Annotated in this window: 18 protein-coding genes and 2 pseudogenes; 12 read left to right on the top strand and 8 right to left on the bottom strand. The window is 71.2% G+C overall.

Going from position 1 to position 24,553, the window contains the following annotated elements:
• Window positions 1–97: 97 nt before the first annotated feature.
• From ACFW6P_RS10315 to narI, 4 genes are read left to right on the top strand one after another with little or no spacing between them, the layout of a single operon-like run.
• Entirely contained in the window at window positions 98–3,781 is a 3,684-nt protein-coding gene (locus ACFW6P_RS10315) for a nitrate reductase subunit alpha (protein WP_386357916.1), read from the top strand.
• Entirely contained in the window at window positions 3,781–5,478 is a 1,698-nt protein-coding gene (gene narH, locus ACFW6P_RS10310; protein ID WP_386423388.1) for a nitrate reductase subunit beta, read from the top strand. Before ACFW6P_RS10315 ends, narH begins: the two co-directional genes overlap by 1 nt.
• On the top strand, window positions 5,475–6,122 hold the full coding sequence (narJ, locus tag ACFW6P_RS10305; RefSeq protein ID WP_386357850.1) for a nitrate reductase molybdenum cofactor assembly chaperone: 648 nt from the start codon (window positions 5,475–5,477) through the stop codon (window positions 6,120–6,122). Before narH ends, narJ begins: the two co-directional genes overlap by 4 nt.
• Window positions 6,119–6,886, top strand: a complete 768-nt coding sequence (gene narI, locus ACFW6P_RS10300) for a respiratory nitrate reductase subunit gamma (protein WP_386357852.1) — start codon at window positions 6,119–6,121, stop codon at window positions 6,884–6,886. The genes narJ and narI overlap by 4 nt, the downstream gene beginning before the upstream one ends.
• 44 nt (window positions 6,887–6,930) lie before the next feature.
• On the opposite strand, the pseudogene ACFW6P_RS10295 reads toward narI, so the two are convergent.
• Both ACFW6P_RS10295 and ACFW6P_RS10290 read right to left on the bottom strand, forming a co-directional pair.
• A pseudogene (locus ACFW6P_RS10295) lies at window positions 6,931–7,207 on the bottom strand (pyridoxamine 5'-phosphate oxidase family protein); the annotation flags it as partial.
• Between the two features lie 16 nt (window positions 7,208–7,223).
• Window positions 7,224–7,466 (bottom strand): annotated as a pseudogene (locus ACFW6P_RS10290) (SHOCT domain-containing protein); the annotation flags it as partial.
• On the opposite strand from ACFW6P_RS10290, the gene ACFW6P_RS10285 reads away from it, so the two are divergent.
• Window positions 7,392–8,147 carry an SPASM domain-containing protein gene (locus ACFW6P_RS10285; RefSeq protein WP_386423386.1) on the top strand — a complete coding sequence of 252 codons (756 nt, stop codon included), beginning with the start codon at window positions 7,392–7,394 and terminating at the stop codon, window positions 8,145–8,147. The pseudogene ACFW6P_RS10290 and the gene ACFW6P_RS10285 overlap by 75 nt on opposite strands.
• Before the next feature lie 1,019 nt (window positions 8,148–9,166).
• Window positions 9,167–10,144, top strand: coding sequence for a CPBP family intramembrane glutamic endopeptidase (locus tag ACFW6P_RS10280; protein ID WP_386423384.1), 978 nt, complete (start codon window positions 9,167–9,169; stop codon window positions 10,142–10,144).
• Between the two features lie 45 nt (window positions 10,145–10,189).
• Here ACFW6P_RS10280 and ACFW6P_RS10275 read toward each other — a convergent pair whose 3' ends face one another.
• The 3 genes from ACFW6P_RS10275 to ACFW6P_RS10265 form a co-directional block, all read right to left on the bottom strand.
• Window positions 10,190–10,354, bottom strand: a complete 165-nt coding sequence (locus ACFW6P_RS10275) for a hypothetical protein (RefSeq protein ID WP_386357922.1) — start codon at window positions 10,352–10,354, stop codon at window positions 10,190–10,192.
• A 160-nt stretch (window positions 10,355–10,514) separates the two neighbouring features.
• Window positions 10,515–10,943, bottom strand: coding sequence for a hypothetical protein (locus ACFW6P_RS10270; protein ID WP_386357856.1), 429 nt, complete (start codon window positions 10,941–10,943; stop codon window positions 10,515–10,517).
• Window positions 10,944–11,695: 752 nt separating this feature from the next.
• Window positions 11,696–12,832 carry a transaldolase family protein gene (locus ACFW6P_RS10265; RefSeq protein ID WP_386357857.1) on the bottom strand — a complete coding sequence of 379 codons (1,137 nt, stop codon included), beginning with the start codon at window positions 12,830–12,832 and terminating at the stop codon, window positions 11,696–11,698.
• A gap of 862 nt (window positions 12,833–13,694) precedes the next feature.
• On the opposite strand from ACFW6P_RS10265, the gene ACFW6P_RS10260 reads away from it, so the two are divergent.
• From ACFW6P_RS10260 to ACFW6P_RS10235, 6 genes are all read left to right on the top strand, one after another.
• On the top strand, window positions 13,695–14,864 hold the full coding sequence (locus ACFW6P_RS10260; protein ID WP_386357859.1) for a 3-deoxy-7-phosphoheptulonate synthase: 1,170 nt from the start codon (window positions 13,695–13,697) through the stop codon (window positions 14,862–14,864).
• A 74-nt stretch (window positions 14,865–14,938) separates the two neighbouring features.
• The gene (locus tag ACFW6P_RS10255; protein ID WP_386357861.1) at window positions 14,939–15,709 is read left to right on the top strand and encodes a 2,3-dihydro-2,3-dihydroxybenzoate dehydrogenase; all 771 of its coding nucleotides are present in this window, start codon (window positions 14,939–14,941) and stop codon (window positions 15,707–15,709) included.
• Window positions 15,710–15,757: 48 nt separating this feature from the next.
• Window positions 15,758–16,381, top strand: a complete 624-nt coding sequence (locus tag ACFW6P_RS10250) for an isochorismatase family protein (protein WP_386357862.1) — start codon at window positions 15,758–15,760, stop codon at window positions 16,379–16,381.
• Window positions 16,378–18,342, top strand: coding sequence for an anthranilate synthase family protein (locus tag ACFW6P_RS10245; RefSeq protein ID WP_386357864.1), 1,965 nt, complete (start codon window positions 16,378–16,380; stop codon window positions 18,340–18,342). The genes ACFW6P_RS10250 and ACFW6P_RS10245 overlap by 4 nt, the downstream gene beginning before the upstream one ends.
• Complete coding sequence (aroC, locus tag ACFW6P_RS10240) at window positions 18,311–19,495, top strand: chorismate synthase (RefSeq protein ID WP_386423382.1); 1,185 nt, start codon at window positions 18,311–18,313, stop codon at window positions 19,493–19,495. Before ACFW6P_RS10245 ends, aroC begins: the two co-directional genes overlap by 32 nt.
• Window positions 19,492–19,998, top strand: a complete 507-nt coding sequence (locus ACFW6P_RS10235) for a shikimate kinase (protein ID WP_386357867.1) — start codon at window positions 19,492–19,494, stop codon at window positions 19,996–19,998. The genes aroC and ACFW6P_RS10235 overlap by 4 nt, the downstream gene beginning before the upstream one ends.
• 72 nt (window positions 19,999–20,070) lie before the next feature.
• On the opposite strand, the gene ACFW6P_RS10230 is transcribed toward ACFW6P_RS10235, so the two are convergent.
• The 3 genes from ACFW6P_RS10230 to ACFW6P_RS10220 form a co-directional block, all read right to left on the bottom strand.
• Window positions 20,071–20,943, bottom strand: coding sequence for an arylamine N-acetyltransferase (locus ACFW6P_RS10230; RefSeq protein WP_386357869.1), 873 nt, complete (start codon window positions 20,941–20,943; stop codon window positions 20,071–20,073).
• Between the two features lie 100 nt (window positions 20,944–21,043).
• The gene (gene asnB / locus ACFW6P_RS10225) at window positions 21,044–22,897 is read right to left on the bottom strand and encodes an asparagine synthase (glutamine-hydrolyzing) (RefSeq protein ID WP_386357871.1); all 1,854 of its coding nucleotides are present in this window, start codon (window positions 22,895–22,897) and stop codon (window positions 21,044–21,046) included.
• Window positions 22,898–22,954: 57 nt separating this feature from the next.
• Window positions 22,955–24,520 carry a carboxylesterase/lipase family protein gene (locus ACFW6P_RS10220; RefSeq protein ID WP_386357873.1) on the bottom strand — a complete coding sequence of 522 codons (1,566 nt, stop codon included), beginning with the start codon at window positions 24,518–24,520 and terminating at the stop codon, window positions 22,955–22,957.
• Between the last annotated feature and the right edge of the window lie 33 nt (window positions 24,521–24,553).

Below are 24,553 nucleotides of genomic sequence, written 5' to 3'. Positions count from 1 at the left end.
CTGCGGCGGAACCGATCACAATTCGAACGGGCCGTGGCGTCCGGGGCGGAGTGGCACGGTGAGCAGGCAGACCGGCGGGCAGCGGACGCGGACGGGCATGGACGGCGAACTGGCGGAGGCGCTGGTGCGCAGCCGCCGGTACTTCACCCGTGCGGAGGTCTCCGCGGATCTGCGCAGTCTGCACAGGAAGGGCGGCCGGCAGGCGGACGAGTTCTACCGGGACCGCTGGTCGCACGACAAGGTCGTGCGCTCCACGCACGGGGTGAACTGCACCGGCTCGTGCTCGTGGAAGGTGTACGTCAAGGACGGCATCATCACCTGGGAGGCGCAGCAGACGGACTACCCCTCGGTGGGCCCGGACCGCCCGGAGTACGAGCCGCGCGGCTGCCCGCGCGGTGCGGCGTTCTCCTGGTACACCTACTCGCCGACCCGGGTCCGCTACCCGTACGTGCGCGGGGTGCTGCTGCAGATGTACCGGGAGGCCAAGCGGCGGCTCGGCGATCCGGTCGCGGCCTGGGCGGACGTCGTCTCCGACCCCGAACGCGCACGCCGCTACAAGCGGGCGCGCGGCAAGGGCGGCCTGGTACGGGCGAGCTGGGACGAGGCCGTGGAGATGGTCGCCGCCGCGCACGTGCACACGATCAAGGAGCACGGACCGGACCGGCTCGCCGGCTTCTCGCCCATCCCGGCGATGTCGATGGTCTCCCACGCCGCCGGCGCCCGCTTCTACTCGCTCCTCGGCGGAGCGATGCTCTCCTTCTACGACTGGTACGCCGACCTCCCGGTGGCCTCCCCGCAGATGTTCGGCGACCAGACGGACGTACCGGAGTCGGGCGACTGGTGGGACGCCGGCTATCTGATCATGTGGGGCTCGAACCTGCCGGTGACCCGCACCCCGGACGCGCACTGGATGGCGGAGGCCCGCTACCGCGGCCAGAAGGTCGTCGCCGTGTCGCCCGACTACGCGGACAACGTGAAGTTCGCCGACGAGTGGCTCGCCGCCCGGCCCGGCACCGACGGGGCGCTGGCGATGGCCATGGGGCACGTCATCCTCAAGGAGTTCTTCGTCGACCGGGCCACCCCGTACTTCACCGACTACGTGAAGAAATACACCGACCTGCCCTTCCTGGTCGCCCTCGACGAGACCGCAGGCGAACCGGGCACCTACCGGCCCGGCAAGTTCCTGACCGCCGCCGACCTCGGCGGAGGGCACCGCGAGGCCGAGCACGCCCGCTTCCGGACCGTGCTGCTCGACGCCGCCACGGGACGACCGGTGGTGCCCAACGGCACGCTCGGCGACCGCTACGGCGAGGCCGGCGCCGGCCGCTGGAACCTGGACCTCGGCGGCATCCGGCCCGCGCTGTCCGCCGAAGGCGCCGACGAGGCCCCGGTCACGGTCGAGCTGCCCCGCTTCGACGCACCCGACGGCACTGCGGGGCGGATGCGGCGCGGCGTCCCCGTACGACGGGTCGCCGGTCGCCTGGTGACCACGGTGTACGACCTGCTGCTCGCCCAGTACGGCGTGCGCCGCGACGGTCTGCCCGGCACCTGGCCGACCGGCTACGACGACGCCGAGGAGCCCTGCACCCCGGCCTGGCAGGAGGCGATCACCGGGGTGGACGCCGCCCGCGCGACCCGTATCGCCCGGGAGTTCGCGGCCAACGCCGAGGAGTCCGGCGGCCGTTCGATGATCATCATGGGGGCCGGGACGAACCACTGGTTCCACTCCGACACCATCTACCGCGCCTTCCTGACGCTGACCACGCTGACCGGCTGCCAGGGCGTCAACGGCGGCGGCTGGGCGCACTACGTCGGGCAGGAGAAGGTGCGCCCGATCACCGGCTACTCGGCGATCGCCACCGCCGCCGACTGGAACCGGCCCGCCCGGCTGATGATCCAGACCGCGTACTGGTACCTGCACAGCGACCAGTTCCGCTACGACCCGTTCTCCGCCGACACCCTCGCGGCGGCCGGCGCGGGCGGTCCGTTCGCCGGGAAGTCCACGGCGGACGTGATCGCCCAGTCGGCGCGCATGGGCTGGATGCCGTCCTACCCCACCTTCGACCGCAACCCGCTCGACCTCGCCGACGAGGCTCAGGCCGCGGGCCGCCCGGTCGCCGAGCACGTCGTGGACGAACTCCGGGCGAAACGGCTGCGGTTCGCGGCCGAGGACCCGGACGCGCCGGAGAACTTCCCGAGGGTGCTCACGGTGTGGCGGGCCAACCTCCTGGGCTCGTCGGCGAAGGGCAACGAGTACTTCCTCAAGCACCTGCTCGGCACCGACGCCTCCGTGCGGGCCGCCGAGGCACCGCCGCACGTCCGCCCGAAGGACGTCGTGTGGCGCGAGGAGGCCCCGGCCGGCAAGCTCGACCTGCTGCTGACGCTGGACTTCCGCATGACCAGCACCACCGTCTTCTCCGACGTCGTGCTGCCCGCCGCGACCTGGTACGAGAAGCACGACCTGTCCAGTACGGACATGCACCCCTTCGTGCACGCCTTCAACCCCGCCATCGCCCCGCCCTGGCGGACCCGCACCGACTGGGACGCCTTCCGCACCCTCGCCGCGGAGTTCAGCCGCCAGGCCGCCGGCCACCTCGGCGTGCGCAAGGACGTTCTCGCCGCCCCGCTGCTGCACGACACCCCCGACGAACTGGCCAACCCGCACGGCCGGGTGCGCGACTGGAAGGCGGGGGAGTGCGAGCCGGTCCCCGGCCGCACGATGCCGAAACTCGTGACGGTCGAGCGGGACTACGGCGCGGTCGCCGACAAGATGGGCGCCCTCGGCCCGCTGCTGGACACCCTCGGCGCCACCACCAAGGGCGTCACCCTCACCGTGGACCGCGAACTGGACTACCTGCGGCACAAGAACGGCACCGTACGCGGCGGAGCCGCCGACGGACGGCCCTCGATCGCCCGCGACGTCCACGCCTGCGAGGCGATCCTGGCCCTGTCCGGCACCACCAACGGGCACCTCGCCACCCAGGGCTTCCGCACCCTCGAAGCGCGCACCGGCACCCCGCTCGCGGACCTGGCCGCCGAGCACGAGGGCACGCGGATCACCTTCGCCGACACCCAGGCCGCCCCCGTGCCGGTCATCACCTCGCCGGAGTGGTCCGGCTCGGAGACCGGAGGGCGCCGCTACTCCCCGTTCACCGTCAACGTCGAGCGCCTCAAGCCCTGGCACACCCTCACCGGCCGCCAGCACTTCTACCTCGACCACGACTGGATCGCCGCCCTCGGCGAGCAACTGCCCGTGTATCGGCCTCCGTTGAACATGGCCGCCCTCTTCGACGAACCAGGACTCGGGGACGTCGGAGAGCTGGGGGTGACGGTCCGCTACCTCACCCCCCACAACAAGTGGTCGATCCACTCCGAGTACCAGGACAACCTGTTCATGCTCTCCCTGTCCCGCGGCGGGCCGACGATCTGGATGAGCACACAGGACGCGGCCAAGGTCGGCGTCCACGACAACGACTGGATCGAGGCGGTCAACCGCAACGGCGTCGTCGCCGCCCGCGCCGTCGTCTCGCACCGCATGCCCGAGGGCACCGTCTACATGCACCACGCCCACGACCGCCTGATCGACGTGCCCCGCACCGAGACCACCGGCCGGCGCGGCGGCATCCACAACTCCCTGACGCGCCTGCTGATCAAACCGACCCACCTCATCGGCGGCTACGCGCAACTGTCCTACGCCTTCAACTACCTGGGCCCGACCGGCAACCAGCGCGACGAGATCACCGTCATCCGCCGCCGCACCGACCAGGAGGTGGAGTACTGATGCCCCGCGACGAAGCCCCCATCGGACGCGTCATGGCCCAGATGGCGATGGTGATGAACCTCGACAAGTGCATCGGCTGCCACACCTGCTCGGTCACCTGCAAGCAGGCGTGGACCAACCGCACCGGCGTCGAGTACGTGTGGTTCAACAACGTCGAGACCCGCCCCGGCCAGGGCTACCCGCGCCGCTACGAGGACCAGGACACCTGGAAGGGCGGCTGGGAGCTCAACAAGCGGGGCCGGCTGGCGCTCAAGGCGGGCGGCCGCTTCAGGAAGCTCGTCCAGATCTTCTCCAACCCGGTGCTGCCGTCCCTCGACGACTACTACGAGCCGTGGACGTACGACTACGAGACCCTGACCAACGCCCCGCTCCAGGAGCACACCCCGGTCGCCCGCCCCAAGTCCCTGATCACCGGCAAGGACACCAAGATCTCCTGGTCGGCGAACTGGGACGACGACCTCGGCGGGTCGGCCGCCACCAGCGAGAAGGACGTCCTGCTCAACGAGGTCTCGCAGAAGATCAAGCTGGAGTTCGAGCAGACCTTCATGTTCTACCTGCCGCGCATCTGCGAGCACTGCCTCAACCCGTCCTGCGCGGCCTCCTGCCCCTCCGGCGCGATCTACAAGCGCGAGGAGGACGGCATCGTCCTCGTCGACCAGGACCGCTGCCGGGGCTGGCGGATGTGCGTGACCGGATGCCCGTACAAGAAGGTCTACTTCAACCACCGCACCGGCAAGGCCGAGAAGTGCACCTTCTGCTTCCCGCGCGTCGAGGTCGGCCTGCCCACCGTCTGCTCCGAGACCTGCGTCGGCCGCCTGCGCTACATCGGCCTGGTCCTCTACGACGCCGACCGTGTCCTCGACGCCGCCTCCACCCCCGCCGAGAAGGACCTCTGCGAGGCCCAGCGGCAGGTCTTCCTCGACCCGAACGACCCGCGCGTCGTCAGCGCGGCGGAGCGCGCGGGCATTCCGCGCGACTGGATCGAGGCCGCCCAGCGCTCCCCGGTGCACGCCCTGATCAGCACGTACCAGGTGGCCCTGCCGCTGCACCCGGAGTACCGCACCCTGCCGATGGTCTGGTACATCCCGCCGCTCTCCCCGGTCGTCGACGCGGTCCGCGACACCGGCAGCGACGCCGAGGACCACCGCAACCTGTTCGCCGCCGTCGACGCCCTGCGCATCCCCGTCGACTACCTGGCCCGGCTCTTCACCGCCGGCGATCCCGCGCCCGTCGACGCCGTCCTGCGCCGGCTGGCCGCGATGCGCGCCTACATGCGCGACATCAACCTCGGCCGCGAACCCGACGCCCGCATCCCGAGCGAGGTGGGGATGGGCGAGGAGCAGATGTACGACATGTACCGGCTGCTGGCGATCGCCAAGTACGACGAGCGCTACGTCATCCCGCCCGCCCACGCCGAACAGGCCCACGGCCTCGAGGAACTGGCCACCGAGTGCAGCCTCGACTACGAGGGCGGCCCGGGCATGGGAGGCTCCGGCCCCTTCGGCGAGGCCTCCGGCGGGGCCGCGCCCGTCGCCGTGGAGACCTTCCACGCCCTGCGCGACCGCCAGACCGCCGACACCCCCGCCGCCCCCACCGGCAAGGAAACCCGCGTCAACCTCCTCCACTGGGACGGCAAGGGCACCCCGCCCGGCCTCTTCCCGCCCGCCGCGGACGACGAGAAGGGCCCCCGGTCATGAAGCCCCGCACCCCCGACGCCCGCAACGCCCCGGCCTGGCAGGCCCAGTCCCTGCTGCTCGCCTACCCGGACGACGAACTCCCCGGCCGAGTCGGCCTGGCCCTGCGGGTCGCCGCCACCCAGCCGGGAGCCGTCGCCGACCCCCTGGTGCGCTTCGCCGAACTCGCCCGCCGCACCGGGCTCGCGGAGCTGGCCGCCGACTACGTCGCCACCTTCGACCACCGCAAACGCTGCTGCCCCTTCCTCACCTACTACGCCCACGGCGACACCAGGAAGCGCGGCATCGCCCTGCTGCGCCTGAAGCAGACCTACGCCCGCGCCGGCTGGCGGCTCACCGAGGACGAACTGCCCGACCACCTGGCCGTCGTCCTGGAGTTCGCCGCCGCCGAGCCCGCCACCGGAGGCCGGCTGTTCACCGAGCACCGTGCCGGCCTGGAACTGCTGCGCCTGGCCCTGCGCGACGCCGCCTCCCCCTGGGCGCACGTCCTGGACTCCGTGTCCGCCACCCTGCCGGCCCTGGGCGGCGACGAACACGAAGCCGTCAGGCGCCTGGCCGCCGAGGGACCGCCCGAGGAACAGGTCGGCCTCGATCCCTACGCGGCGCCGCGGTTCCTGCCCGATCCGGTCGTGGGAGGCCCCCGATGACCGCACCCGCCCAGCCCGCGACCCTGGCGGTCGAGGTGGGCACCGGCGGCATCCTGCTCTGGGTCGTCCTGCCCTACGTGGCGCTCGCGGTGTTCGTCCTCGGCCACGTCTGGCGCTACCGCTACGACAAGTTCGGCTGGACCACCCGCTCCTCCCAGCTGTACGAGAGGCGGCTGCTGCGCATCGGCAGCCCGCTGTTCCACTTCGGCATCCTCGTCGTCCTGCTCGGGCACATCGGCGGCCTGCTCGTGCCGAAGAGCTGGACCGAGGCGGCCGGGATCAGCGAGCACACCTACCACGTGAGCGCGGTCGTCCTCGGCACGATCGCCGGAGTCGCCACGCTCGGCGGGCTGGCCATCCTGATCTACCGCCGCCGCACGGTCGGCCCGGTCTTCTCGGCCACCACCCGCAACGACAAGGCGATGTACCTCTCGCTGACGGTCACCGTCTGCCTGGGCCTGGCCGCCACGGTCGCCGCCAACCTGGTCGGCGGCGGCTACGACTACCGCGAGACGATCTCGCCCTGGTTCCGCTCGATCTTCTCCCTCCAGCCCGACCCGGACCTGATGACCGGCGCCCCGGTGCTGTTCCAGTTGCACGCCGTCAGCGCCCTGCTGCTCTTCACCGCCTGGCCGTTCACCCGCCTGGTGCACATGCTGACCGCGCCCGTCGGCTACCTCACCCGGCCCTACATCGTCTACCGCAGCCGAGACGCGGGCCTCGGCGCCCGGGCCCCGCGCCGGGGCTGGGAACGCACCCGGTAGGCGCGCCCGTCGAGGCAGGGCGCACGTCCGGGGCGTCGGTCATGTCACCCGGCTGCGGCGTGGCGCGCTGCGAGGGGATGGGCCTCACCCCGGGACGGTGGCCCCCTGAGCTCGCGTCCGGTGACCATCTCGGACTCGATGCGCACGAAGACGGCTTCCCGCGGGGGCGTCCAGGACACGGTGCCGGCCTGTGACAGGCGTTCGTGTCCGGCGGGGTCGGTCACGACGGTGGCCCGTCCGGTGACGACCACGCTCCAGCCGGACCGGGCCGCCGTGTCGAACTCGTCCGCCTCGAAAGGCGACCACCACACCGTCGGCCGCGGCCCGGGTCCCGCGCTCAGTGGAGGATCTTCTCCTTGGCCCGCCGGAACTCGGCGTCCGTGATGTCACCCCTGGCGCGGACCTCGGAGAGTTTGGCGAGTTGGTCCGCCTCGTTCCCCGGCGCCGCGCCGCTGCCGGCCGTCTCGCGGATGTAGTCCTCGAACGCCTCCTGGCGTGCCCGGGCATGCCGCACTTCGCGGTCGCCCATGCCTTCGCCGCGGGCCAGGACGGAGACGAACACGCCGAGGAAGGGCAGGAGCGGCCCCTGTACCGGCAGGAGGGCGACCGCGTCACCGGCCGGTCGGTGACCGGGCAGCAGTACGGCCGGTTCCTCATCGACGTCTTCGAGGACTGGGTACGCCACGCCGTCGGCCGGGTCTACGTCCAGATGTTCGACGCGGCGCTGGCCAACTGGTACGGCGAACAGCCCTCCCTCTGCGTGCACTCCAGGTCCTGCGGCAGTGCTCTCGCCCTGGAACACAACGGGGACCTGTACTCCTGCGACCACTTCGTCGAGCCCGAGCACCTGCTCGGCAACATCGGCGAGCGGCACCTGCTGGACCTCGTCGACTCACCGCGCCAGCGCAAGTTCGGTCAGGACGAACACGACACCCTGCCCCGTTACTGCCTGGACTGCGATGTCCGTTTCGCCTGCCACGGCGGCTGCCCCAAGGACCGTTTCACCACCACACCGGTCGGCGAGCCGGGCCTCAACCACCTGTGCGCCGGCTACAAGGCCTTCTTCCACCACCTCGACCGCCCGATGCGCGCCATGGCCGGACTGCTGCGACGGGGACGGCCCCCCGCGCTGATCATGCGCCAGTACGCGGAAGCCGACACCCGCCGGCCGCACAACGCCCCCTGCCCCTGCGGAGGCGGACGCAAGTGGGCCCGCCGCCACGGCAAGCCCGTGGCGGCGGACGCGGCGAGTAAGCCTTGAGATCCGGCGGCAGGCCGCTCCAGTCGGTCGTCGCGGATCAGGGGGCGCGGCCGGTGGCGGCCTTCCTCCTCCTGCTGCTCGCGGAGGATCCGCCGCTGGGTGAGCCACTGTTCTTCCAGGGCTTCGTCGCCGACCTCCGAACGTGCCGCGACCGCTCGAACGCTCAGCTTCGCCGCCATGTCTCGGGCGATCATCACAGCTGCGGCCTGCAGGATCCTCTCGCGCGTTCCTTGCCCCGCTCCCTTCCCGCTCCTCGACCCCTGGAAGGCGGCTAGTACAGTGTGCTAGCGTCTTACTAGCACGGTGTACTAGTGGCGTCGCGGCCGACGGTCGAAAGGTGCGGGCAATTGTCATTGGAGCGACGAATGACGTCGAACTGCTTGATGGCAGGAGACGGAAGGGGACTGCGGCCGTTCCGCTGGTGGCAACTCCCCTTGCGCTCGCTGTTCTGGCTGCATCCGGACACCGCCGACGGCCACACCCGGACGTACGCCGTCGACGGGGCACTGGGCGCGGCCGGACGGCAGCACGATCCGCGCACGCCTGTTCCCGGACGCAGGACATGTGGCCGAGCCGAAGCTGCCTGCGGTCTTCCCGGTCGAAGGCGGCGTCATCGAGGTGGCGACGAGCAACTTCGGGATCAAGCGCTGCCACTGCTGCCCTAAGGCCGGCCCACCGCATCAACTCGCTCCCGTCCCGCCTCGGCCGAGGGACGGCGAGCCCGCTGCGGCGCCGACCATCCGACGCTGAGCAGGGGGATCAGCATCGTCTCGGTGCTGCTGCTTCTGATCGGCGTGGGACCGACCTGCTGCACCCTGCCGAACCCCTCTCACACATCCCACAGGTCGCGGAGAGGGGCGGGACGTTCGAAGCGCCCGTCCAACTGCCGCTGTGACCGAACATCACCCTGGCCGCCGGAGCCGTCCCGGCAAGCATGGAGCGCGCCCTCCGGCTGCGGTACTCCTCCCTGCTCGACGCCGCTGGCCGCTGATCCGTCCAGGAGAAAGGCACATAAAGCGATGACCACACCCAACTGGCTCCTCACGCCCGCCCCGCCGCGCAACGCGCGCGCCGTACCCGGCGGAGTGGCCTACCACCGCGTTCTCGCAGGCGAGAAGCGCCGCATCGGACGCGGCATTCTGGCGATCGTCCTGCTGCTGGCCGGAATCGTCATATTCCCCACCGTCATCGGCAGGGCGCTCGCCCCCATCGACCAGCGGATGGGTGACACCCCGCCCATCATCGGCGGCGACGACTACACCCCGCTCTTCCATGCCGGCTCGATGATCTCACTCGCCCTGCTCATCCCGTGGAGCATGCTCATCCAGCGCTGGCTCTACGGGGTGCCCGGCGCCTCACTGCACTCGGTGACCTCCCGGTTCCGGTTCGACCTGTTCGGCAAGGCCCTTCTCGTGTTCGGCCCCGTCTGGGCCGTCGTGAACCTGATCGGTCTGCTGGCCCCGAGTACCGAGGTGGCCTGGTCGCACTCCGACCTCGTCGGCATCTTCGTCGCCACCCTCCTCCTCACACCACTGCAGACAGCGGGAGAGGAATACGGTGTCCGCGGGTTGATGTTCCGCGTCATCGGCAGCTGGACCCGCAGCCCACGAGCGGGAGTCGTCGCCGGGGTACTCGTGTCGAGTGTGCTGTTCACGGCTGTGCACGGTTCCACCGACCTCTACATCAACATCTGGTACTTCGTGCTGTGGACGTGCCTGGCGATCATCACCTGGCGCACCGGCGGCCTGGAGATCGCGATCGTCCTCCACGCCATTCTCAACACGGGCGCCCTGCTCGGCGCGTCGCTGCTGCGCATCGACCTGGGCGGGCAACTCTCCGACCGGTCTTCCGGAGTCGGTTCCCCCACCCTGCTCGTTCCGGCCCTCGCCGTCATCGTGATCACCGCGATCGTCTGGTGGGCCACGCGCAAAACGGGGCCCGTGCTGAGCCCGCAGTCTCCCTCCGGAGCACGCCGTGAACCGTTCCTGGTTCGGTAGAGATCTCAAGTGTTGGGTGGCGAGCTCGACATCGGACAGCGTCCCTCATGGCCGCCGGGGCTTGATCAGTTCGGTCCTGAACAGGCCGATCGTGCTCTCCGTGAGGGTGTTGTCGTAGGCGTCGCCCACCGATCCGGCGGAGGCGGCGATGCCGGCGGCCACCAGCTGGCCGGCGAGTCGCCAACTCGTGCGCGAGCCGGGAGGACGCACTGTCCCACAGTCGGGTGTGCACGTCGAAGAACCCCCACGTGGACGTGGACCCATGAGGGTCTCGACAGCGCCGGGCGTGCCGCGCCGCGAGGTCACGAGCCGCCGGGTTCCCCCGGCCGTGTGAGATCTCGTGACACGTCAGAGGGTCTGACGCGTGAGTTCAAGCCGGCCGACGAGACACGGCCGCCGAGGCCGTTTCCTGCTGCCGATTGAGCTTCTCCAAGACGTGGTCGCGGAGAAGCTCGTACTCCTCACGGAGCCTGCGGCATTCAGTCACGGGAGGGCGAGGAATCACAATGCCTCCGGTGACGATCTCCTCCGGCCCGAACTGCTCGCGAGTGAGGTCGATCTCGATGCCCATGCCCAGGCGGTTCCACCAGTGGTAGTCCACACGCTCTCCGTTGACGTGGACCTCCCCCCGGATCAACTCGCCTCCCAGGAGGTCATTGAGCACCATGGCGGTCACTCCGCACTGGTCCCTGGCCGGGTTGTCCTCGGTCCAGCGCGATCGGAACTCAGGCGTGCACGTCTCGGCACTCCAACTGCTGCGGACGGCTCGTTCGATGTCGGTGAGAAGCAACGGTGTCATGCCGGCGATCCTGCCAGCAGACACTGACAACGGCCGGACGCCGGCAGACACGGCAACCGGCTGCTGCCTTCAGAACTGACGGCGATCTCCTGGCTCCGCGGTCCCCGAGTGCCTCCGCAACTCATCGACAAACGCTGTGGGTGAACATGCACAAAGACATCTTGAGGGTCCCGGGCAAGGGCGCAGCGACGGCACACGCTCACAGCCCATGCGCAACACACGCCCCAGGGACGCGGGGCGATCAACCAAGGCGCGTACGTTTGCTGAAGCGAAGCATGGCGTCTCCTGATGTGCTTCACGAGGCCAGTGTGAAGTGGTCCTGTACAGACGGGATCTCGCTGCGGCAGGCCACTCGGAAGCAGCGGTTGGCCACCCCGTTCTCCGGCTCCTCCGCAGCGGTTCGGGCGTTTGGACCGCGGCCGGCGTGCGGCCGACGCGGCGGCGGTGAACTGGTCGATCGGGTGCCTGGGCAGGCGTTCCCCGGGAGCGGTGCAAGAGTCCTGCCCGGGGAGCCGATCTGTCGAACGACGGCACGGCCGGGTGCGAGATGCTCTCCCGATGAGTTCGGCGACTTCCCGATCAGTCGGCCGATCACGATACGGAGGGCTTTCGAGCGGGACGCCGAACGGCTGACGCGGCTTGTGCGTGGCTCAGGCGCCTGCGAGGGCCAGCGTCCGGCCGGACATGTGGGAGCGGGCGCGCTCCGAGGCACATCTCGCGTGGTGACGCGGCGCGGTCGATGACCCGTCGGCTCACGTCCGGTGGGCCGTGTGGCGTCCCGCGTCCACCGCCGCGTACAGGTCACGCCACGCGGCCGCCAGCCGTTCGGCGCTCTCGGTCTCCAGTTTCCGGGCGATCTCCTCGCCGTCGACGCCGACGCCCTCCAGCCGTCTCCACACCTCCAGACCAGCCCCGTGGCGGCCCATCAACGTGTCCCCGCGCAAGGCGAGTCGACGGGCGGCCGTCTCCAGGGTGGGCAGGGTCATGGAGGTGATCGAGCCCCAGGTGACGATCTGCTCCACATAGCGCGTCGGGGATGACGAGGGGTCGGTCACGGTCGTGGCCGACCACATCAGTCGCTGCGGATGTCCTCCGGCGGCGGCCAGAGGCCGCCAGTCGGCGCCCCCGAACCTGTCGTCGTACATCCGGTATAAGTGGCGGGCCCGCGCCACGGCCGCCTCGCCGCGCAGCGCCAGGGCCTCCGGAGTGCGCAGTTCCTCCAGCCGCGCGTCCACCTCGGCGTCCAGGAGACCCACGGGCAAGGAGACGACCGAGGTCAGCGCCGAGAGCCGCCGGCCGTCGACCAGCGCGCGCTGCAGGCCCTCCACGTAGGCGTCCAGGGCCTGGCGATAGCGCGAAGCCGAGAAGACGTCGGTGACATGGACGGGGAATCCCTCACCGACGCACTCCCTGATCGCGGCGATCCCCTCTGCGGTGGCCGGCAGCTTGACCATCGCGTTCGGCCGGTTCACCGCGCGCAGCACCTGGGCCGCCTCCGCCACGGCCGACTCGGTGTCGCTCGCGAGGCGCGGGTTCAGGTCCATCGACACCATGCCGTCCAGCCCTCGCGTGGCCTCGTGCACCGCCCGGAGTTCGTCGCAGGCCCAGCGGGCGTCGTACGCCGCCACCGCCCGTACGGCGTCGGCGGCGCAGATGTCACCGGAGGCAAGACCCGCGAGTTGATCACGGTAGGCGTCGTGGGTCTCGACCGCCGCGGCCAGCGCGGCCGGGTCCGACGTGGCGCCCCGGACTCCCGTGCGCGCGACGAGACGGGTCAGGCATCCCGAGGCCAGGTGGCCGCGATGCAGTCCGTCGAGCCAGGGCGAGACACCCTCCGCGACCAGTTCATCCAGCTCCAGTACGCCCGGTTGCCTCGGCCGGTCCGACATGGCGGGTCGTCACTCCTTGATGCATGAGTCGCGGGTCCAGCGTCACCGTCAGTTTATTCGCATGCACCCGAGGTGAACTACGGGTGACGTGACACATGGCGCAAAGTGGTTCCGACATCGACTTGATGAAGTACCGGCTATTTGACGAAGTGCGTCCACCGGCATTGGGCCGGTCCTCGCTTTCGATACAGGATCGGAGCGAACAGCCGGCCCGAGGTCCGGCACGGCCACTCCGTCTGCCGAGGGAGCATCGCGTGCGTGACCCACATCGCCGTCCTCGACGGCCCCTGCACGGGACCTGTCCGCGCCCCGTTCGCCGATGGCGTCGGGAAGCTCGTCACCTGGGCGAACGTCCTGTTTCTCGACGCCGCGCCCTGCCGGGCGTGCGGCTCCGGCAGGCACGGCTCCTCCGCCTCCTGTCGGGCCGGGACGCCGGCAGGTCCGTGACGGCCGTTCCGCATTCCCGGCACTCGGTCGGCACCGGATGAACAGGAAATCATCACACTTCAGCCAGTGACGCATTTGCGGTGCGGGCGCTCTTCTCCGCCTGTGCGTGCCGACGCAGAACGATCAATTACGCCTGTGGCGTTCTCATGCCCTATCCCGTCACCCGAGCCGGCACCGGAACTATTCCGCCCCGGGCAACGGTGGCGGGCCCCGCTCTCCCGCACACGGACGGGCCACATCCGCGCCGATCCCGGCGGCGCCGCTCGTGCGCCCGTCCGGCGACCGACGGTCCGGCCGACGGAGGTGTGCCCGCCCCGGCCGGCCGTGTCCGGGACGCCCACGGCCGCGCGGTCAACGGGTTTCCCCTGCCCCGGCGACAGCCCGACGAAGTCATGACCCTCGTCAAGGAGACACCATGGACGACGCTCTGCTCGACATCAAGGACAAACCGGCCAGGCAGCAGCCCGAGTGGGGTGATGCGTCGAAGGTGCGGCAGGTCGCCGACACGCTGGCCCGCCGGCCTGCCCTGGTCGATGCGCGGGAGGTCGACTCGCTGCGTGCGCTGCTGGCACGGGTCGCCTCCGGGGAGGCCCTGGTCGTCCAGTCCGGCGACTGCGCCGAGGATCCGGCCGAGTGCACGCCCGGCTACGTCGCCCGCAAGACCGCCGTGCTGGACCTGCTGGCCGGGGCGCTCAAGATGATCACGCACAAGCCCGTGATCCGCGTGGGCCGCATCGCGGGGCAGTTCGGCAAGCCGCGTTCCAGCCCCACCGAGCTGGTCGGCGGTGTGCAACTGCCTTCCTACCGGGGCCACATGGTCAACGGCCCGGAGCCCGACCCGGAGAGCCGGCGCCCGGAGCCCGGGCGCATCCTGGCCTGTTACTGGGCCGCGGGCGAGATCATGAACCACCTCGGCTGGCGGGACACCTGGCGGCGCGCCGTCGAGCCTCCGGTGTGGACCAGCCACGAGGCGCTGATCCTGGACTACGAACTGCCCATGGTCCGCCGCGACGAGCAGGGGCGGCTCCTCCTCACCTCCACGCACTGGCCCTGGATCGGCGAGCGCACCCGTCAGCTCGACGGCGCCCACGTCGCCCTGCTGTCCCGGGTCGTCAACCCGGTCGCCTGCAAGATCGGGCCGACGGTGACCACGGACGAACTGCTCGCGTTGTGCGAACGACTCGACCCGGACCGGGAGAAGGGCCGCCTGACCCTGATCGCCCGCATGGGGGCGTCCAAGGTCGCCGAGCGGCTGCCGAAGCTCGTCGCCGCGGCCCGAGAGGCCGGGCACCCGGTGATCTGGCTGACCGACGCCATGCACGGCAACACCGTCTCCCTGCCGGGCGGCATCAAGACCCGCTTCCTGGAGACCATCGAGCAGGAGATCCAGGAGTTCCAGGAGGCCGTGCGCTCCGAGGGCGGGATCACCGGCGGGCTGCACCTGGAGACCACCCCGGACGACGTCACCGAGTGCGTCCCGAACGACACCTGCGTCGATCACGTCGCGGACAAGTACACGTCCTACTGCGATCCGCGCCTCAACCCCAGTCAGGCCGTCGCCGTGGCCTCGGCCTGGCTCGGCTGACAGCACGGGCACCCCCACCCCGCACGGCACGGGGGAAGCCGTCAGGCAGACACGCAGACGAGGAGGTCCTGAAGATGAACGGAAAGGTCGCACTGGTCACCGGGGCGGCGGGCGGCATCGGCGAGGCGGTGGCCCGCGCCCTCGGCGAACGCGGCGCGGTGGTCGCGGCCGTGGACCGGCACGCCGACGGGTTGCGGCAGGTGGTGGACAAGTTGCGCGCGGACGGCCTGGAGGCGCTGGCCCTGCCCGCCGACGTCACCAGCGCCACAGAGGTGGACGCCGTGGTGCAGGAGGCCGAACAGCGTCTCGGCCCGCTGGAGTACCTGGTCAACGGGGCCGGCGTGCTGCGGCTGGGCACGGTGCGCAACCTCACCGACGAGGACTGGGCGGCGACGTTCGCCGTCAACGCCACGGGCGTGTTCCTGATGTCGCGGGCCGTCGTCAACCGCATGCTGCCGCGCCGGCGCGGCGCGATCGTCACCGTGGCGTCCAACGCCGCCGCCACCCCGCGTGTGCAGATGGCCGCCTACGCCGCGTCCAAGGCGGCGGCGACCATGTTCACCAAGAGCCTGGGCCTGGAGGTCGCCCGGGACGGCATCCGCTGCAACGTCGTGGCACCGGGCTCGACCACCACTCCGATGCTCACGTCCATGTGGCACGACGAGTCCGGCCCGAAGCACACGGTGGAGGGACGACTGGACGCCTTCCGGGTGGGCATCCCGCTGGGCAGACTGGCCCGCCCCTCGGACGTGGCCGGCGCCGTCGCCTTCTTGCTGTCCGACGAGGCCTCCCACATCACCCTGCACGAACTCACCGTCGACGGCGGTGCCGCGCTCGGCGCCTGAGCCCCGACCCCAGTGAGCGATCCCGAGGCGACCCAGGAGAAACAGCCCATGGCAGGCATACCCGAGATCACCCCCTACCCGATGCCGACGGCCGGCGACCTGCCCGGCAACGTCGCCCGGTGGTCCGTCGACCCGGACCGCGCCGTGCTGCTGGTCCACGACATGCAGCGCTTCTTCCTGCGGCCCCTCCCCGAGGGGCTGCGCGAGGAACTGGTCGGCAACGCCCGCCTGGTGCGCGACCACTGCGCCGGGCTCGGCATGCCGGTGGCGTACACGGCCCAGCCCGGCGGCATGACCGACGAACAGAGGGGCCTGCTGAAGGACTTCTGGGGCCCGGGCATGCGCACCGCCCCCGCTGACCGGCAGGTGGTCGACGAACTGGCCCCGGCCCCCGGCGACTGGCAGCTCACCAAGTGGCGCTACAGCGCCTTCTTCCGCTCCGACCTGCTGGAGCGGATGCGCGCCGCCGGCCGGGACCAGCTGGTGCTGTGCGGCGTGTACGCGCACGTCGGCGTGCTGATGACCGCCATCGAGGCGTTCACCCACGACATCCAGCCGTTCCTGGTGGCCGACGCGACGGCCGACTTCTCCGAGTACCACCACCGGATGGCCCTGGAGTACGCGGCGCAGCGCTGCGCCGTCGTCATCACCACCAAGGAGGTCCTGGCATGACCGGCACCGCGAGCGGCGACCTGCTCGGCCGGATCCTGGGTGACCGGCCCCCGGCCGCCTACGCCCTGCTGCACCGCCCCGGGGCGACGGGCCCGGGCGTGCTGGACGTCGTCGTGGGCGAGACCAGTGAGCCGCGCACCCTGGCCGAACTCCCCCTGCCCGACGCCCCCCGTCCGGCCGGCGGCCCCCGCCACGAGGTCCTGGCCCTCGTGCCCTACCAGCAGATCGCCGAGCGCGGGTACGACTGCCCCGACGACGGCACCCCGCTCGTCGCGATGACCGTCACCGGCCAGGCCACCGTGCCCGTCGCCGAGGTGCTGACCAGGATCCCCGACCTGCCCGTGGAACTGTCCGGCGGCTCCTTCGACACCCCGGACGACGCATACGCCGAGACCGTCCGCCGGGTCGTCCGGGACGAGATCGGCACCGGCGAGGGGTCCAACTTCGTCATCAAGCGCACTTACACCGCCGACATCACCGGCTACACCGTCCGGCACGCCCTGGCGGTCTTCCGGCGGCTGCTGCAACGCGAGAGCGGCGCACACTGGACGTTCCTGGTGCACACCGGCTCCCGCACGCTCGTCGGCGCCTCCCCCGAGCGCCACATCAGCCTGCAGGCGGGCACTGCGGTGATGAACCCGATCAGCGGCACCTACCGCTACCCCTCCACGGGCCCGACCTTGCCGCAGGTGCTCGACTTCCTCGCCGACCGCAAGGAGGCCGACGAGCTGTACATGGTCGTGGACGAGGAACTGAAGATGATGGCCCGGATCTGCGAGTCGGGCGGCCGGGTGGTGGGGCCCTACCTCAAGGAGATGGCCCACCTCGCTCACACCGAGTACTTCATCGAGGGGCACAGCACGCGCGACCCCCGCGACATCCTTCGCGAGACGCTCTTCGCCCCGACCGTCACCGGCAGCCCGCTGGAGAACGCCTGCCGGGTCATCAGCCGGTACGAGCCCGAGGGCCGGGGCTACTACAGCGGCGTCCTCGCCCTGATCGGCCGCGACGAGCACGGGGACCAGGCCCTGGACTCCTCCATCCTGATCCGTACCGCCGACATCGACGGAACCGGACGGCTGCGGATCGGGGTCGGCGCGACGCTCGTGCGGCATTCCGACCCCGCGAGCGAGGTCGCCGAGACCGCGGCGAAGGCGGCGGGCCTGCTCTCGGCCATCGAGGGCGACGGGCCCTCCCGCTTCGCGGACCACCCGCGGGTGCGGTCGGCACTGGAGCAGCGCAACGCCGCCCTCGCCGGCTTCTGGCTGGCCGGCGACGGCGCGGCGGAGCAACCGGATCCGGCGCTGAACGGCCGCCGGGTCCTGGTCGTCGACGCCGAGGACACCTTCACCTCGATGCTCGACCACCAACTGCGGTCGCTGGGGCTGCGGGTGACGGTCCGCCGCTTCGACGAGCCGTACTCGCTCGACGGATACGACCTCGTCGTGATGGGGCCCGGCCCGGGCGACCCGCGCGACGTCGGACACCCCAAGATCGCCCATCTGCGGGCCAAGACGTGCACCCTGCTGGACGAGCGGTACCCGTTCCTGGCCGTCTGCCTCAGCCACCAGACGCTGTGCACGCTGCTCGGCTTCCCGCTGGTGCCCCGGGTGGTCCCCAACCAGGGCGTGCAGCGTGAGATCGACCTGTTCGGCACCCCGGAACGGGTCGGCTTCTACAACACCTTCGCCGCCCGCGCCGAGGAGGACAAGACCGAGTGCGAGGGGGTGGGCGTGGTGGAGGTCAGCCGCGATCCCGACACCGGCGAGGTGCACGCGCTGCGCGGCCCGCACTTCGCGTCCATGCAGTTCCACGCCGAGTCGGTGCTCACCCAGGACGGCGTGCGCATCATCGGCGACCTGATCAAGGAGGTCCTGCGCGGCACGGACGGGGTCCTCCCCGGCGCCAGCAGAAAGGAGCGCGGCACCGTTGAGCAGGTTGCGCTGGCTGACCGCGGGTGAGTCCCACGGTCCCGCACTCGTCGCGACGCTGGAGGGTCTTCCCGCCGGCGTGCCGATCACCACGGACATGGTGGCGGATCATCTCGCGAGGCGGCGCCTGGGCTATGGGCGCGGTGCGCGGATGAAGTTCGAGCGGGACGAGGTCACCTTCCCGGGAGGTGTGCGGCACGGTCTCACGCTCGGTTCCCCGGTGGTGATCATGGTGGGCAACACCGAGTGGCCCAAGTGGGAACAGGTCATGGCGGCCGATCCGGTCGACCCGGCCATCCTGGAGGGCCTGGCGCGCAACGCGCCGCTGACCCGTCCGCGCCCCGGGCACGCGGATCTGGCGGGGATGCAGAAGTACGGTTTCGACGAGGCCCGGCCGATCCTGGAGCGTGCCTCGGCGCGGGAGACCGCCGCCCGCGTGGCGCTGGGTGCGGTGGCCCGCTCGTACCTCAAGGAGACCACCGGCGTCGAGATCGTCTCCCATGTGGTGGAGCTGGCGTCCGCGAAGGCTCCGAAGGGGGTGTACCCGACGCCCGCGGAGGTGGAGCGGCTGGACGCGGATCCGGTGCGCTGTCTGGACGCGGACGCGTCGAAGGCGATGGTCGCCGAGATCGACCAGGCCCACAAGGACGGGGACACCCTCGGCGGTGTGGTGGAGATCCTGGCCTACGGCGTGCCCGTGGGACTGGGTTCGCACGTGCACTGGGACCGCAGGCTCGATGCCCGGCTCGCCGGCGCGCTCATGGGCATCCAGGCGATCAAGGGCGTCGAGATCGGTGACGGCTTCGAACTGGCCCGCGTGCCGGGCTCCGAGGCGCACGACGAGATCCTCGCCACCGAGGAAGGCGTCAGACGGGCCTCGGGCCGCTCGGGCGGCACCGAGGGTGGTCTCAGCACCGGCGAACTGCTGCGCGTGCGGGCGGCGATGAAGCCCATCGCGACCGTGCCGCGGGCCTTGCGAACGGTCGACGTCTCCACCGGTGAGGCCGCCCAGGCCCACCACCAGCGTTCCGACGTGTGCGCGGTTCCGGCGGCGGGGATCGTCGCCGAGGCGATGGTGGCGCTGGTGCTCGCGGACGCGGTGGCGGAGAAGTTCGGTGGTGACTCGGTGCCCGAGACCCGCCGTAACGTCACCTCGTACCTCGAGCATCTCGCCATCCGATGAGCGGGCCGCTGGTCGTGCTGGTCGGCCCGATGGGCGTGGGCAAGTCCACCGTCGGGCAGCTGCTGGCCGAGCGGCTCGGGGTCGCCTACCGGGACACCGACGACGACATCGTCGCCGAGCAGGGCCGGACCATCGCCGAGATCTTCGCGAACGAGGGCGAGGCCGCCTTCCGGGCCGTCGAGGCGCGGGCGGTGGCCCGCGCCCTCGCCGAGCACGACGGCGTGCTCGCGCTGGGCGGCGGCGCGGTCCTCGGTCCGCGGACCCGCGCGCTGCTGGCCGGTCGGCCGGTGGTGTTCCTCGACGTGGACGCCGACGAGGCGGTCCGGCGGATCGGCCGGGACCCGGGGCGGCCGCTGCTGGCCGGTGATCCGCAGCGGCGGTGGCGTGCGCTGGCCCTGGCACGCCGTCCGCTGTACACGGAGGTCGCCCGGGCTGTGGTCGACACCAGCAGGTGCACCCCGGACGGTGTCGCGGAGGCCGTGCTCGCTGCGCTGGCCCCGTGAGAGGCGCGAGCCCGCAGCCCCATGCGAGAACTCCCCGCCCTCAGGCGGGGAGTTCTCGTATGGGAGGCGCCGTCACCGCCGGGAGGCCAGGAAGTCGCGCAGCATCCGCTCCTCCTCTGCCGTGAGCGGGAGCCGGAACGTGGTCCGCACGACGTCCACGGCCTCGTGCGGGTCGAGGACATGCAGGCGCTGTTCACCGTTGCGGTACTCGGTCATGAACTCGGTGTTCTTCAGCCGGTACCGCTCCTCGTCGGTGGCCCGCTGGACCACGAGCTGCCCGACGAAGGGCGAGCCGGGGCGAGTGGAACTGACGTAATGGGCGGCCTCGAAGTCGACGGCGTACTGGGGTTCGGTGCGGAAGGCGTAGATGTCGAACCAGCCTTCGGGCCGCCGGTACTGCAGGAGCCAGTGGCCGTCCTTGGTCGCCAGCCGCCACGACCAGCCGGCGACGGTGTCCTCCGCGCCCGGCCGCAGAGCGAGGGGTTCGATGAGTGCGGCGTAGCCGTAGCCGGGGTCGGCCAGCCACACCGTGTCGTCCGCCCGCACCAGCAGGGCCGTGTGGGAGCGGAACCGGCGTTTGGCGCTGCCCTCGCGGATGCGGACCAGGAGCCGGGTGACCGGGAAGCCGAAGCGGTCCAGCGCGGCAGCGAACAGCAGGTTCGTCTCGTAGCAGTAGCCGCCGCGGCCCGCCTGGACGATCTTGCGCTGGACGGCGTCGATGTCGAGGGAGACCGTGCGTCCCAGGGCGATGTCGACGTTCTCGAAGCAGACGGAGTCCCGGTGGGCGCGGTGGAGGGCGCGCAGCGCCGCGAGCGAGGCCTCGCGCGGCCCCCGGTAGCCGACGCGCGCGAGGTAGGCGTCGAGGTCGAGGTGCTTGCTGCCCCACTCCGGGGAGTCGTCGACCAGGAGGGGCAGGCCAGAGGTGTCCATGAGCGTGGTGTCCATGAGCGTCCTTCCGCCGGTGCGAGAGGGGGTCGGTGCGCACGACGGTGCGGCGCGCGGCCCGTCCGGGTGCCGCGCGCCGCACGCCGCTCCGGTGGGTGTGTCACCACTCCAGGCGGACGTCGTACTCCTTCACCCACGCGTCGAACTCGACCAGGCGCTCCATCACGGCCCGCATGCCCCACAGGCCGCCCAGACTGGCGTAGGACTCGACGGGCTTGTCCAGCAGCTTGCGGATGCCCTCGGCCGGCACGAGGTCGAGCACGGGGGAGCCGTCGAGCAGGGCTTCGACCTTGGCGCGCAGAGCCCTCACGTACTCCACGTCCTGGGTGGACGGGTAGGGGCTCTTCTTGCGCTCCAGCACCGACTTGGGCAGGACGTGGCTCGCGGCGGCGCGCAGCAGGCTCTTCTCGCGGCCGTCGAAGGTCTTCATCGCCCACGGCACGTTGAAGACGTACTCCACCAGCCGGTGGTCCGTGAACGGCACCCGCACCTCCAGGCTGGCGGCCATGCTGATGCGGTCCTTGCGGTCGAGCAGGAAGTTCTCCCAGCGGCTGATGTTGAGGTAGGACAGCTCCCGCATCCGTGCCTCCTGGGCGGACTCACCCTCCAGGCGGGGCACTTCGGCGAGGGCCTCGGCGTACCGCTTGGCGACGTACTCGTCCAGGCCGAGCCGGTCCCACAGGCCGATCTCCTTCATGGTGTCCAGGCCGCCGAGCCGGCGCCAGGCGTCGTACCAGGGGAAGGTGTCGCCCTCCACGGCCTCCTTGTCGAAGAACCAGTTGTAGCCGCCGAAGAGTTCGTCCGCGGTCTCGCCGGACAGGGCGACGGTCACCTGCTCCTTGAGGGCCTTGCACAGGTGGTAGAGGGAGTGTTCCATGTCGCCGGTGGAGATGGGCAGATCCTGGGCGCGCAGCACCCGCGCGCGCACGTCCTCGTCGAGGACGTGGTGGTTCTCCAGCTCGACGATGACGTGCTCGGCGCCGGAACGGCGGGCGACGTCGACGGCGTACGGCGTGTCCGGGTCCATCCAGATGCCGTTCCCGCGGAAGCTCTCCTCGTTGTTCTTGAAGTCGATGGAGAAGGCCTTGATGCGCTCCTGCTTGCCCTGGTCGCGGAAGACCCTGGCGGCGAGCGCGGTGATGGCGCTGGAGTCGAGGCCGCCGGAGAGCAGGGTGCCCACCTTGACGTCCGCGATGAGCTGGCGTTCGATGATGTCCTCGAGGAGCTCACGGACGCGGGTGACGGTGCTGTCGAGGTCGTCGGTGTGCGGACGGGCCTCCAGCTCCCAGTAGGTGCGGGTGGTGTGGCCGCCGCGGTGGAAGCGCACGACCGTGCCGGGCACCACCTCGTGCATGCCCTTGAAGACGGCGTGGCCAGGGGTGTTGATGATGGCGAAGATCTCCGCCAGGCCCTCGCGGCCGACGACCGCCTCGGCGTCGGGGTGCGCCAGGATGGCCTTGGCCTCGGAACCGAACAGCACACCGTCGGGCGTCGGGTAGTAGAACAGGGGCTTGACGCCCATGCGATCGCGGACGAGGAGGAGTTCCTCGGTGCGCGGGTCCCACAGGGCGAGGGCGTACATGCCGTTGAGGCGTTCGGCGAAGTGCTCGCCCCACTCCAGGTAGGCGTGCAGCACCACCTCCGTGTCGCTGGAGGTGCGGAAGGTGTGGCCGAGACCGGCGAGTTCCTCCTTCAGTTCGCGGTAGTTGTACACCTCGCCGGTGTACACGAGGACGGGGAGGCCGTCGCCCTCACCGGTGACGTGCATGGGCTGGCGGCCGCCCTCCAGGTCGATGATGGAGAGCCGGCGATGCCCGAGGACGGCGTGCGGTGAGATCCACACACCGCGGTCGTCGGGGCCCCGGCACGCCAGCGTCTCCGTCATGGCCGACGCCGTGCTGCCGTGTACCGACAGATCGTGGTCGTAGGCGACCCAGCCTGCGAGTCCGCACATGAAGTCCCAGTCCTTTCGTTCCTGTAGTGGTGCAGGGCGGGGGGGATGGAGTGGTGCTCAGGGCCGCGGCACCCAGCCGGCGCGGTCCCAGTACGTCAGGTGGGGCTGGGCCGACACCGTGCCGACCCGCGCCACCCGCTCGCCGCCGAGGACCATCACGGTGGGCCGGTCCGGGCTGAACACCGGCCAGGCGGGCGCGTGTTCGCTGCTCGGTGTCCCGCTGCGGGCGAAGGCCGCCACGAGGTCGATCAGCGTGTCCGAGATCCGCCGCTCCAGTGGTCCGTCCCCGTAGGCGGGTGCGTTGACCGGCAGCGCGAACGTGCCGAAGAGGAACTTCGCGACGGCCTCGTGCGGGGTGGTGCCGGCGTACGGCGGCTTGAGCGGGTGGGCGAACTCCATCAGGTACTGCGGCGAGGCGGCGGGGTCGCTTTCGCGGGCGTGCCGTTCGGCCAGCCGCACGATCTGGTAGCGGAACAGCCCGTCGCCCCACACCTGTGTCCACACCGACACCGGGTCCCGGGGCAGGCCCTCCGCCTCGGACGCCCGCCTGTAGTGGGCGACGCAGTCGTCCACCTGCGCGTCGGTGACCTTGACGGCACCCTTTTCGAGGACCTCGCGGACGGCGGCGCGCAGTCCGGAGTCGTCGGCCGGGTGCGGGCCGGGGTAGGGGTATCCGGGTCCGGTGGTGAAGAAGGAGCCCTCGGTGCGGCAGTAGATGGGCATCATCGGGATGCGCGGGGTGGGCAGGGCGTGGTCGTAGCCGCGCATCCACCGCCCGTCGACGATCGGCCCGCGGTACTCGCGTCCACCCTGCACGGACCGCTCGGTGGGGCTGCCCGCGTACACCTCGTCGAAGGCGTCCCGCAGTTCGGTGGCCGGTACGGCGCGCAGGCCCGGCACGGTGGTGCCGAAGTGGCGCGCCAGGTGACGGTAGACCTCGCGGGACTCCCTGGGCGTGGTGGAACTGGCGGGCTCCCACACGTGCTTGACACTGATCGGGATGATCCTCTTGATGACGCGGCGCAGTTCGGGCAGCAGGGCGAGCTGCCAGGTGCTGGAGCCGCCCGCCGAGGTGCCGGAGACGGTGATGTTGTCCGGGTCGCCGCCGAACGCGGCGGCGTTGTCGCGGACCCAGCGCACCAGCGCGGCCTGGTCCTGCAGGCCCCAGTTCGCGCAGGCGCCCGAACGCGGGTCGGTGAGGTCCTCGTGCAGGCCCCAGCCGAACACGCCGAGGCGGTAGTTGAAGTTGACGACGACCATGCGGCCGTGGACGGCGGTGCGGGCACCGTCGTAGTCGGGCTCGCTGCCCGCGCCGAGCATCCAGCCGCCGCCGTGGATGTAGACGAGGACCGGCAGGCGGCCCGCCACGTCCGGGGTCCACACGTTGGCGTAGAGGCTGTCCTCGCTGCTGTCGGGCAGGTAGTCGCCCTGCAGGGAGGGGGCCGCGAAGGCGGTGGCGTCCCGTACGTTCTGCCACGGCTCGGGCGGCCGGGGCGACGAGAACCGCAGCGGGCCCACCGGCGGGGCCGCGTAGGGCACGCCCCGGAAGACGGTCAGTCCGTCGGCCCGCTCTCCGGCCACTCGTCCCGCCGTCGTCCGGACGACCACTGTGCGACTGGGCATCTGGTGAACCTCATTTCCCGCCTCGGTGGTGGT

The sequence above is a fragment of the Streptomyces sp. NPDC058741 genome (assembly GCF_042746715.1).
Lineage (GTDB): Bacteria > Actinomycetota > Actinomycetes > Streptomycetales > Streptomycetaceae > Streptomyces.
This window is presented reverse-complemented; position numbering and strand designations above follow the sequence as displayed.